Here is a 12,376-nt window from a genome sequence, read left to right as displayed (position 1 = left end):
ATTCTTATTCTATAAGTTTTATCCTTGTTGTACGGTAGGAGGATCACAAAAATGCATGATTACACTTTCACCACTGCCCCATTTGCCATCTCCGTTCTTATCAATAAATACATCTGATGAGTATTCCATACCTTGAAAAGTACCACCAGGTGTTCCATGTATACCATCCCATGAACCAAATATGTTTGAGCAAACAAATTGCTCATCCTTAAAATTTTCTATGCTTTTCATTTTATTAATTTATTAGATTATTAAACTTTAGTCAGTGTAAAAGTATCACCGCAACTCCATTTACCATCATTATCATTGTCATGATGAGAGTCTGTATACAACACTTCATTTGCATCATTTCTCTGTTCTGTCTTAAGCTCCTTTCCTCCAAATATATCTTTTGTATTTGCTAAGGATAAATTCTCAAATTTTTTTAAACTTTCCATATTGAATGTAATTATTTTGATTTACCTACTCTATTATATTGGCTTTTCAGTATCCGCCAGAAAAAGTTGCAACTAATTTCATTCCCCAAGCTCGAAATAAAATTCCTATAAAAAAATAAATCTATATCCATATTCATGAATTTGGGTGCCAAATTCGCGAAATTGGGTGAAAAGTATACCTAATAATGTATTTTAGCTTCAAATGATTTAAACTTGAAATTTAAAAGTCCTTATAAAGCATTTCCATTCTATTGCCTAAGAACTCCAACACGTTCAGTACAATTATATAATAGCATAACTGAAAGTTATGAAATTACCGATGCATGCTTTAAAAAGCTATTTGAGGATGATTTCTTTATAAAAGCACTAACCTTAGCATCTCCTGAACTTGTAAAACAGTTTGGTTATTGGCAGAATAATAAAATTGAAAATAGCAAAAAGATTGAGCAGATTAAGCTTTCAATTTTAAAGTACTTAACTAGAATTACGACTAGAGCAACCCCTTTTGGGTTATTTGCAAATTGTGTTGAAGGCTCATTTTCTAATGATACAGAAATAGAATTAAAAGGTTTGAGTTCATATAAAACTTTTACTCGGTTAGACATGTCCTTCTTATCCGCATTAATTGATAGAATATCTAAACTTAATGGGGTTAAAAATAAAATTCAATATGTTGTAAATTCTAGTTTATATAAAGTTGGTAATCAATATCGTTATATAGGTTACATATATAATGATAATAATAGAATTTATTATTTGGATGGGGCTTTATATTCCGATTATTTGGAAATAATTTTAAGTGAAGCTATAAGAGGAAAAACATTGGATGATTTCGCTTCATTATTAATTTCTAAAGATATTGATAAAACAGAGGCATTAAGTTTTATAAATGAGCTTGTAGAAAAACAAATTTTAGTATCTGAACTTCAAATAATTATCACCAATTCTAATAATCTATCATTTCTTATAGAACAATTAGAGTTATTATCTATTCCTAAAAAGCACCTTAAATCAATTAAAGAGTTAAATAATAAAATTAAAATATTAGATACTAAAAAGCCAAATAATTACTATGAATTTTATAATTGGATAGAAAATGAGTTTAAAGAAACAAAACATATAAAAAAACATATTCTACAAGTTGATTTATTTGCTTCAGCTTATAAAAACACGCTCAATAAAAATCATATAAAGTCTATTAGACAAAGTATGATAATTCTAAATAAAATAACTCTATTTCAAAAAAACTCGAAAATAGAAAACTTTAAAATAGCTTTTAAAAAAAGATATGAAACAAGAGAGTTACCGCTTTATGAGGTATTAGATACTGAAATAGGTATCGGATATTCTCATTCCCTAGATGATAATAATCCTCTTTTGGAAAATATACATTTACCTAATAAAAGCACACAAAGCAAAAATATCAAATGGACAACAGTTGATTCTATTCTTCTTGAGAAAATTACTAATTGTCTAAGTAATCAAAAGTATACTTTAAAGTTAAACGAAAATGATTTTAAAGATTTAGGATGCGAATGGAATGATTTACCAGACACTATGGCTTCAATGATTGAGGTTGTTATTATTGATAATGTAGAAAGATTAGTCTTTAATTGGCTTGGAGGTTCTAGCGCGGCGAATATTTTAGCAAGATTTAGTCATGGGCATGCTAAAATTTTCAAACAAGTTGAAGAAATTACTCAAGTTGAAAAGAAAATGAATCCAAATAAGGTACTCTCAGAAATTATACATCTGCCTCAATCGAGAACAGGAAACATATTAAGGCGTCCATCAGTTAGAGATTATGAAATTCCATTCTTAGGAAAATCGGGATTGCCATATAAAAATCAGATTCCTATAAGTGATATAATGATTTCAGTAAAAAACAATAAAATTGTTTTACGCTCAAAACGTCTAGATATAGAAATTTTACCTCGCTTAACCAATGCTCATAACTACGCAAATGCGTTACCTATTTATTATTTCCTTTGCGATATGCAATATCAAGATAAGCGAAATGGTATTGGATTTCAATGGCATCCTATTTTAGAGAATTTATCTTTCTTACCAAGAGTAGAACATAATTCTGTAATATTTTCTAAAGCGCAATGGAATATTAAGACAGAAAATATTGTTAAGTACTTTCAACTAGATAATGACGATTTGGTGGAAAAAATGAGAATATGGAGAACTGCTATACAAATGCCAGAATTAGTACAACTAGTAGAAGGTGATAACTTATTATTAATTAACATGAAGAATGCTACCTCAATAAGAATGCTATTTAAAACTATTAAAAATTTAAAGCTATTCAAACTAAAAGAGTTTTTATTTGACAAAGAAAGTGTTGTTAAACAAAATAGTAATTCATTTTGTAATCAATTTATTGTTTCATTATATAATGAAGAAAAATTAAACAAGATACAAGGTGGAAAATAGTATTAAAAGAAATTTTGTAATAGGGGACCAATGGATGTATTATAAACTATACTGTGGTGTAAATGTAGCAGATGATATATTAATTGATGCTATTGTACCATTTACTAAAAAACAGTTAGATAATAATATTATTTCATCATGGTTTTTTATTCGTTATAATGATCCTGATTTTCATCTTAGAATTAGATTTAAACTTATCTGCGAAACACATACTGGTATTATTATTTCTGAGTTAAAAAAATTACTAATACCTCACTTAAATTCAGGATTTATTTGGGATGTTCAATTGCACCAATACAAACGAGAAATTGAACGTTATGGCTCATCTACAATTACTTATATTGAAAATCTTTTCTTCTGGGATAGTGAAACAATTTTAAAAGCAAAGGAAAAACAGCTTACAGAAGAAGAGAGTATTATCTTTATTGTAAAACTTATTTCTATAATATTATCTCAGTTTAAATTTTCAAAAGAGAGCAAATTTAAATTTGCTGAAAAAGGTAGAAATGCTTTTAAGTCAGAATTCAACGCAAACAAAATAACTATGAAAGATCTTAGTGAAAGAAGCAGAAAAATTCTTTCACAAAAAGAAAGCTTTAGAAAAACTAATTTATTGCAGTTACTTAAAACTTATTCTGAAAATACTAATCAGACTTTTACAAAAATTAACGAGCTTTATAATAGTGGTAATGTAGAAGTTAGTTTAAATAATCTTACGAGTAGTATCATACACATGACTATTAACAGATACTTTAATTCTAACCAAAGATTATACGAATTCTTAATTTATGATGTTTTATATAAAGAATATAAGACTGATTTATTTAAACCTTCATTAAAGTGAAAATAAAATTATCAATTATTTTTATAATCCTATTCAGTTATATACAACCTGTTATAGCACAAAAAGTTGTAGATTCCTTAAAAGATAAATCCTATAAAGATTTATATAACGGTTATTGGAATACTGACGATGAAAATTTACAAAATATATATACCAATGCATTTTTATTAAAATCAAAAAATGAAAATAACGCTCATTATCTTTTAGAAGGTTATTACATGAAAGTAAATATCTATAATGATGAAAAAGCACTTGTATATGCAGATAGTATTATTTCCCTTTCAAGAGAAAATAGTAATAAATATTTTCCCACTTTGGCATATTACAGTAAAGCTAATTTTTATTACGAAAAGAGAGATTTTAAAAAAGCAATGGATAATGTACTTGAGTCACTATTTTATTCTAAAAAACATAACGATAAAGATAATATTGCTGCATGTAATCTACTAATCGGGCTTTTAAAATCTAGAATAGGGGAAAACAATAATGCTGTAAAAATTCTAAAGGATAATTATTACTATATAGAAAAAAATAATCTTGAGGATATTATTTTACCGACACTTTTTGCATTATCAACTGCATACCAAGAAGATATGAAGCTAGATTCTGCTTCACACTTCAATAATCTTGGATTTAAAAAATCATTTGATGATGATATTTACAAAAACTATTTTCGTTTAAACGAAGGTGTTGTTAAATACTCTAGAAATCAATATTCCTTTGCCCAAGATAGCATCAAAAAATCCATACCAATATTATTGCAAATAGACGATAAACCAAATCTGGCTGTAAGCTATTATTATTTGGCAAAAATTAATGAAGCTTTTGGAAATGAAATAAAAAAAATATCAAACCTAAAAAAAGTTGATAGTATTTTTAGAGAAAATTATGATTTGCATCCTAAAATCAGAGAGTCTTATGAAATACTTATAAATCATTATAAAACCAAAAAGGACTTTAAACAAGAATTGGTTTATATTAATCAATTAATTAAGTTAGATAGCACCTTGCATTCTAATGAACTCTATATAAATAAAAATTTAATAAAAAAATATGATATTCCTAAACTCATAACTGAAAAAGAAAAAATTATAAGTGCTATAAAGCAGAAAGAAAAAAATAAAACATTGTATTTATCTCTACTCGGCTTTGTCTCCATTATTTTATTGATAATAGTATACTATCAATACAATAAAAGAAAACTCTATAAAAAGCGTTTCCTAGAGTTAACAAATAATGGCCTACAAATTCAATCCCATAAAGAGATACCTGTTTTAGATAATGAAATAAAATCTTCTCTTGAGATTTCCGACAAGGTTATTAGTGATATACTAGAACAATTAAATGAATTTGAAGAACAACATCAATTTCTATCTTCGGACTTAACTTCTAGTGTTCTTGCAAAAAAAATTAATACAAACGTCAGATATCTGTCTAAGGTTGTGAATCACTATAAAAACAAATCTTTTACACATTATATTAATGACCTTAGAATCGAATACGTTATGGAAAAATTAAAAACAGATGAAAATTTTAAAAAATATACTTTAATTGCAATTGCAAATGAAGTTGGATTTAAAAAAGCAGAATCATTTACTAGAGCTTTTAAAAGACAAACTAATATTTCTCCAAATTTTTTCATAAAACAATTGTTGAAAAATTCCTAATACTACCCTAAAACATATTCAAATACCCAAATTCATGAATTTGGATATGATTTATTTGTATTGAATGCAAAATTACCAATATATTTAAGTTTCGAACTTAATATTTATATCTATGAAAAAATTGAAATTAGAATCTTTTAAGATTGCAAAGCTCAGTAATCCAAAAGTAATTTATGGGGGTACTGGACTCGGTGATGATGATGGTACAGACACTAGAGGGAAAAGACCAAAAAAAAGCACTATAATTTGCCCACCTGATGACGATACTGATACTGGCGATTAAGTATTAATCAAAAATTAATTCAAGTGCCGCTAAGAAAACTATTATCTTAGTGGTATTTTTTTATCTATGTTAAAAAATCTTCTCTTTATAATTTTAATCTTTTTTGCTTGTTTACATTGTTGCGATAAAAAATTAAATCTATCATATATTAACGGGACGAATGACTCCATTCCACAAAAAAAAATATCAGAGGAAAATCTGAAATCTTGGCATTTAAAAGATTTAGAATTAGACAATCTACCGGGTATAAGTTTAGATAAAGCTTACGATAGTATTATTAATAATAGAAATAACTCAGAAGAGGTTATTGTTGCTATCATAGACATGCCGTTAAACATCTATCATGAAGATTTAAGACAAAACATTTGGATTAATAAGAAAGAAATTTCTAATAACGGTCTAGATGATGATAACAACGGTTACATAGATGACATAAATGGATGGAATTTTATCGGTAATGTAAATGGTGAAACATCAAAATTTGTTAATTACGAATACACAAGAATTTTAAAGAAGTATGATAGCGATTTTGAAAATAATTTGATAACTGATTCTTTGCTTTATAAGACTTATCTTAGGGCTAGAGATAAATATGAAAAAAGGCTTCAATATGCAATTGAAGACACTAGCTATATAAATATTCAAAAGCGTGGTAAAAGTTTAGCTAAAGAGACATTATCAAAATTTTTTATTGATGACAACTATTCAATTAAAGATTTAGACAGTTTAAAAAATCTTCATCCTAAAGATTCTATTATTAAATTACATACAAGGTGGATGAAAGCTTTAATCAAATATGAATTTACAGATGAATATATTGACTTGTATAAACTCAAAGCTGATGAACGATTAGATAAATTACTGAATAAAGATTACAATGATCGTATAATAATTGGCGATAATTCTGATAGTTTAAATGAGAAAAATTATGGTAGCCCTGAAATAAATATTTATAATGGTTTTTTTGACCATGGGACTCTCATAGCAGGATTAATAGCAGCAAGAAGAGATAATAATATAGGCACTAAAGGAATCTCAGACAATATTAAAATCATGCCTCTTTCTATCTCTGCATTTGGTGATGAGCACGACAAAGATATAGCTTTAGCAATTCGTTATGCAGTAGATAATGGAGCCAGAGTAATTAATATGAGTTTTGGTAAAGAGTTTTCATTATATAAAAAATGGGTGTTTGACGCTATCAAATATGCTGAACAAAATGATGTATTAATTGTTAAATCAGCTGGAAACAATGGTAAAGATTTAGAATACTTTGAGGTTTACCCAAATGATAATAATTATTTCAATCGAGAAGAAGTTGCTGATAATTTCCTAATGGTAGGTGCCACCAATTACTACATTAACAAAAATATGATACCTTCTTTTTCAAATTACGGTTCCAGTAATGTAGATGTATTTGCACCTGGTGTGGAAATATATACAACTTCAGTAACTAAAGAAAAGTACGAACTTATTGATGGTGGGACTTCTTTATCATGTGCTGTAACTTCGGGAGTAGCAGCGCTGGTACGTTCTCATTATCCAAACCTTACAGCTTCTCAAGTTAAACATATCCTCATGGACAGTGGATTAGAGTACACATATGATGTAAGAGTAAATGATACTCTACTACCTTTTAATCAACTCTCTAAATCTGGTAAAGTTATTAATGCATATAATGCTTTAATTATGGCAGATAGCATCTCTAAGAAAAAGTAAATTAATCCTTAAGAAACTTAATATTTCTTTCCAAACCTGAAAATTTAGTCCGCTTAACCGCAGATTTTTTAAACACATTTCTAAAGGTATCTTCTGTAATCTCCTCCCAATCTTTTTTAGTCATATCTAATAATTCTGGATGTGGATTAAACAAAGGCTCTTTATGTGATTTAGAAAATCGATTCCAAGGACAAACATCTTGGCAAACATCGCAACCAAACATCCAATCATCGAACTTGCCTTTAAATTCTACTGGAATATTCTCTTTTAGTTCTATAGTGAAATATGAAATGCATTTACTACCATCTACAACATAAGGCTCCGTAATAGCCTCAGTTGGGCAAGCGTCAATGCAAGCTGTGCAAGTACCGCAATGATCAGTTACTGGCGTATCGTAGTCTAATTCTAAATCGATAATTAATTCTGCAATAAAATAGAAAGAACCTACTTGTTGTGTTAGTAAATTAGAATGTTTCCCTATCCAACCTAAACCAGACTTAGCAGCCCAAGCTTTATCTAAAACTGGTGCGGAATCAACAAAAGCACGGCCATTCACTTCTCCAATTTCTTTTTGAATAAAATGTAATAATGATTTTAGTTTATCTTTTATTACGAAATGATAATCGGTTCCGTAGGCATATTTAGATAGCTTATAAGAATCTTCATTTTGAAGCTCTGAAGGATAGTAATTCAACAATAAGGACACCACACTTTTTGAACCTTCAACAAGTAATGTTGGATCTAAACGCTTATCGAAATGATTTTCCATATAACGCATTTCGCCATGTGCATTATTTTGAAGCCATTTTTCAAGTCGAGGTGCTTCAGTTTCTAAGAATTCGGCCTTACTAACACCACAAGACAAAAAACCGAGGCGTTTTGCTTCGGTTTTAATGAGTTCGGTATGTTTTGATTTGTTGTTTATCATTTTGTGAGATTCTGAATCAAGTTCAGAATAACCATAGATGCTAAAATAAACCTCCTTGAGTAGGTCCTTTTATTTTTCCTAAATGTTTATAGGCTTGTTCTGTTACTTCACGACCACGAGGAGTTCGCATAATAAATCCTTGCTGGATTAAAAACGGCTCATAAACTTCTTCAATCGTTTCTGTGCTTTCACTTACTGCTGTAGCAATTGTACTAATACCAACTGGTCCACCTTTAAATTTATCTATAATAGTAGTTAGAATTTTGTTATCCATTTCGTCTAAACCATAGGCATCGACATTTAGTGCCTTTAAGGCAAACTTTGCAATCTTAATATCTATGCTACCATTTCCTTTTATCTGTGCAAAATCTCGTACACGCCTCAACAATGCATTTGCAATACGTGGCGTTCCTCTACTACGACCTGCAATTTCTATTGCAGCTTCCATAGTAATTGGCATATTCAAAATTGAAGCGCTTCGTTGCACTATTGTGGTTAGCAATTCTGTATTATAATATTGTAATCGACTTTGAATTCCGAAACGTGCTCGCATAGGAGCTGTTAACAAGCCTGAACGCGTGGTGGCACCAATTAGAGTAAATGGATTTAAATTAATTTGAACGGTTCTGGCATTTGGACCAGACTCAATCATAATATCAATTTTGTAATCTTCCATTGCTGAGTACAAATACTCCTCAACAATTGGGCTCAATCGATGAATCTCATCAATAAAAAGAACATCGCGATCTTCTAGATTAGTTAGCAAACCAGCTAAATCACCTGGTTTATCTAAAACAGGTCCTGACGTAACTTTTATACCAACATCTAGCTCATTAGATAGAATATGTGCTAAAGTCGTTTTACCCAATCCTGGAGGACCGTGAAACAAAGTGTGATCTAATGCTTCTTCCCGTAAATTCGCAGCTTGAACAAAAACCAATAAATTTTCTAACACCTGATCTTGACCTGTAAAGTCATCAAAAGTCAAAGGTCTCAACTTCTTTTCGACATCAAGTTCTTCTGGTGTAAAATTATCACTGGATGGATTTAAATTCTCATTCATGGTTAAACAAATATAAAGAAAAAGCCTTTCTAAATTAGAAAGGCCTTTTACTTTAATCTATAATACTTTCAGCGTTAATGCTGTAATTCTTCTTCACCTTCTTTCATTGGAATATTTTGAGGTACAAAATCTTCATCATGTCCTGGTTTACTATAGTCATAAGACCAGCGGTAAACATGAGGAATTGCTCCTGGCCAGTTCCCGTGCATATGCTTAACTGGTGCTGTCCATTCCAATGTATTAGATCTCCATGGGTTTTGAGGTGCTTTCTTACCGTAGAAAATACTACTAAAGAAATTGTACAAAAATACTAATTGTATAAGACCACCAACAAGTGCGAACATAGTGATAACTAATTGTGTATTTGTTGTATCATCAAATAATGGGAAATTTGAGTTGGTATAATAACGCCTTGGTAGACCTGCCATACCTATAAAGTGCATTGGGAAAAATACTCCGTAAGCACAAACCGCAGTGACCCAGAAATGTAAATACCCCAAGTTTTTATTCATCATACGTCCAAACATTCTAGGGAACCAGTGATAAACACCAGCAAATACACCATATAACGCTGAGATACCCATAACCAAATGGAAATGCGCAACGACAAAATAAGTATCATGTACGTTGATATCTAAAGCACTATCTCCTAAAATAATTCCTGTTAAACCACCAGTGATAAAAGTTGAAACCAATCCAATTGAAAACAACATGGCGGGATTCATCTGTAAATTACCTTTCCAGAGTGTGGTTATATAGTTAAATGCTTTAACCGCTGACGGAATCGCAATTAGTAAAGTCGTAAATGTAAATACTGACCCTAAGAATGGATTCATACCAGAAATAAACATATGGTGTCCCCAAACAATAGTAGATAAGAATGCAATCGCCAAAATTGAAGCAACCATAGCTCTGTAACCAAAGATTGGCTTACGTGAGTTTGTTGCAATAATTTCTGATGTAATTCCTAATGCTGGCAATAATACAATATATACCTCTGGGTGACCTAAGAACCAAAACAAATGTTCAAACAATACTGGAGATCCTCCTTGGTAATGCAGTACTTCACCTTGTATAAATATATCCGATAAGAAGAATGACGTTCCAAAACTTCTATCCATTATTAACAATAAAGCCGCAGATAATAATACTGGGAATGATATTACACCGATTATAGCAGTTACAAAAAATGCCCAAATCGTAAGCGGTAGTCTTGTCATAGACATCCCCTTCGTACGTAAGTTTATAACTGTAACGATATAATTAAGCGAACCTAATAAAGAGGATGCAATAAATATTGCCATAGACACTAACCAAAGTGTCATACCCATGCCTGAGCCACCTTGAGCCATTGGTAGTGCTGAAAGTGGAGGATAGATAGTCCAACCTGCTGCAGCTGGTCCTGCTTCAACAAAAAATGACAGAATCATAATTACACAAGACACAAAGAATAACCAATAAGATATCATATTAAGAAATCCCGAAGCCATATCTCGCGCGCCAATCTGTAATGGGATTAAAAGGTTACTAAATGTTCCACTAAGCCCTGCAGTAAGGACAAAGAAAACCATAATTGTACCATGTATAGTCACTAATGCCAAATAAATATCTGCGTCCATTACACCTTCTGGTGCCCATTTCCCTAGAAAAGTTTCAAAAATTACATTAGACTTCTCTGGCCATGCAATTTGCATACGTATCATTAAGGACATAAAAATCCCTATAATACCCATGATGATTACACCAGTAATTAAATACTGCTTAGCAATCATTTTATGATCTTGACTAAATATATATTTAGTCACAAAAGTTTCTTTGTGATGATGTACGTCGTGATCGTCGTGAACGTGTGTTTCTGCTGTTGCTGACATAATCTCTTTATCTTTTTCTTAAAACAATTTTTTCTACTAATTTAATGAATTTGCAAATGTTTTTTGCTCTTTCATCCAGGCATCATACTCTTCTTGAGTTTCTACAATAATCTTCATTTGCATGTTGTAGTGCGATTTTCCACAAATTTTATTGCATAATAATAAGTAATCAAACTCATAAAGCTCTAAAGCTTCTTCACCATTTGCAACTAATTCTTTGCTTTTCTCTACTCTTATATTATTGATATTCTGAACTTTATCTTGAATATCAGGATTCTGACGCATTTCTTCTGTGGTCACCGACGGAGTAAACCCAAACTGCGTTACCATACCAGGCACACAGTTCATTTGAGCTCTAAAGTGAGGCATGTATGCGGAGTGTAATACATCCTGTGAGCGCATTTTAAACAACACTGGTCTTCCTTTTGGCAGATGCAGCTCTGTTACAATAACGTCATCTTGAGCATTTGGGTCATCTTCTGCGACACCTAATATATTAGCTTTATCTAAATCGATTAACCTTACATTTGCTTGACCAAGGACATTATCCGCTCCTCCATATCTTGCTTTCCAGTTAAACTGTTGTGCATACAATTCAACTACTAATGGATCGTCATCTTCGTTGATATTCATTATATCATTCCACGTAAATAATCCGTAAATAATTAGACCCGCTAAAACAATAACAGGAATAATTGTCCAAATAGCTTCTAAGGTATTGTTATCAGCGTAAAACAATGCTTTTCTACCTTTCTCACCTTTATATTTAAAAGCAAAATAATGTAATATAAACTGTGTTACAATCTGAACTATGAATATTACTACCATGGAAATAATCATAAGACTATCTAATCCTGGGCCATGCTCTGACGCCGAATTTGATACTAATGGTAAATCTCCTAAATAATAAAAACTAGCAATAGTTATAGCGTAGATAAATACTAAAAACGCCATCATTAAATAGCCATTTATTCTATTGTCTTTGTCATCGGCTATTTGTGAGTTTGAACTACCTACTTGAGCCAAATCAAAAATCTTTACCATTTGCCATAAGGCGACGGCTACAAAGAGTACAATTATAATAGTTAATAAAGCAGTCATTATCGTTTCTGTTCTTTTTTAATA

Annotated in this window: 11 protein-coding genes; 5 read left to right on the top strand and 6 right to left on the bottom strand. The window is 30.5% G+C overall.

Going from position 1 to position 12,376, the window contains the following annotated elements:
- Nucleotides 1-18: 18 nt before the first annotated feature.
- Nucleotides 19-231 carry a hypothetical protein gene (locus Q0822_RS07630; RefSeq protein ID WP_299122155.1) on the bottom strand — a complete coding sequence of 71 codons (213 nt, stop codon included), beginning with the start codon at nucleotides 229-231 and terminating at the stop codon, nucleotides 19-21.
- 20 nt (nucleotides 232-251) lie between these two features.
- Entirely contained in the window at nucleotides 252-437 is a 186-nt protein-coding gene (locus Q0822_RS07625) for a hypothetical protein (protein ID WP_299122154.1), read from the bottom strand.
- 213 nt (nucleotides 438-650) lie between these two features.
- On the opposite strand from Q0822_RS07625, the gene Q0822_RS07620 reads away from it, so the two are divergent.
- The 5 genes from Q0822_RS07620 (at nucleotide 651) to Q0822_RS07600 (ending at nucleotide 7,389) form a co-directional block, all read left to right on the top strand.
- The gene (locus Q0822_RS07620) at nucleotides 651-2,876 is read left to right on the top strand and encodes a lantibiotic dehydratase family protein (RefSeq protein WP_299122153.1); all 2,226 of its coding nucleotides are present in this window, start codon (nucleotides 651-653) and stop codon (nucleotides 2,874-2,876) included.
- Nucleotides 2,866-3,720, top strand: a complete 855-nt coding sequence (locus tag Q0822_RS07615) for a thiopeptide-type bacteriocin biosynthesis protein (RefSeq protein WP_299122152.1) — start codon at nucleotides 2,866-2,868, stop codon at nucleotides 3,718-3,720. Before Q0822_RS07620 ends, Q0822_RS07615 begins: the two co-directional genes overlap by 11 nt.
- Nucleotides 3,717-5,387, top strand: coding sequence for a helix-turn-helix domain-containing protein (locus tag Q0822_RS07610; protein ID WP_299122151.1), 1,671 nt, complete (start codon nucleotides 3,717-3,719; stop codon nucleotides 5,385-5,387). Before Q0822_RS07615 ends, Q0822_RS07610 begins: the two co-directional genes overlap by 4 nt.
- A 112-nt stretch (nucleotides 5,388-5,499) precedes the next feature.
- Entirely contained in the window at nucleotides 5,500-5,670 is a 171-nt protein-coding gene (locus Q0822_RS07605; RefSeq protein ID WP_299122150.1) for a hypothetical protein, read from the top strand.
- 66 nt (nucleotides 5,671-5,736) lie between these two features.
- A complete protein-coding gene (locus tag Q0822_RS07600; protein WP_366125100.1) occupies nucleotides 5,737-7,389 on the top strand; it encodes a S8 family serine peptidase in 1,653 nt (550 codons plus the stop codon).
- Between the two features lies 1 nt (nucleotide 7,390).
- On the opposite strand, the gene queG is transcribed toward Q0822_RS07600, so the two are convergent.
- The 4 genes from queG to Q0822_RS07580 form a co-directional block, all read right to left on the bottom strand.
- On the bottom strand, nucleotides 7,391-8,317 hold the full coding sequence (gene queG, locus Q0822_RS07595; protein WP_299122148.1) for a tRNA epoxyqueuosine(34) reductase QueG: 927 nt from the start codon (nucleotides 8,315-8,317) through the stop codon (nucleotides 7,391-7,393).
- 40 nt (nucleotides 8,318-8,357) lie between these two features.
- Nucleotides 8,358-9,380 (bottom strand): Holliday junction branch migration DNA helicase RuvB, encoded by a 1,023-nt coding sequence (gene ruvB, locus Q0822_RS07590; protein ID WP_299122147.1) that lies wholly within the window; start codon nucleotides 9,378-9,380, stop codon nucleotides 8,358-8,360.
- A gap of 74 nt (nucleotides 9,381-9,454) precedes the next feature.
- Nucleotides 9,455-11,251 (bottom strand): cbb3-type cytochrome c oxidase subunit I, encoded by a 1,797-nt coding sequence (locus Q0822_RS07585; protein WP_299122146.1) that lies wholly within the window; start codon nucleotides 11,249-11,251, stop codon nucleotides 9,455-9,457.
- Between the two features lie 36 nt (nucleotides 11,252-11,287).
- A complete protein-coding gene (locus tag Q0822_RS07580; RefSeq protein ID WP_299122145.1) occupies nucleotides 11,288-12,352 on the bottom strand; it encodes a cytochrome c oxidase subunit II in 1,065 nt (354 codons plus the stop codon).
- Between the last annotated feature and the right edge of the window lie 24 nt (nucleotides 12,353-12,376).

The organism is uncultured Winogradskyella sp., assembly GCF_947496485.1.
Taxonomy (GTDB): domain Bacteria; phylum Bacteroidota; class Bacteroidia; order Flavobacteriales; family Flavobacteriaceae; genus Winogradskyella.
The sequence above is the reverse complement of the archived record's forward strand: the minus strand, read 5'-3'. Positions and strand labels throughout refer to the sequence as shown.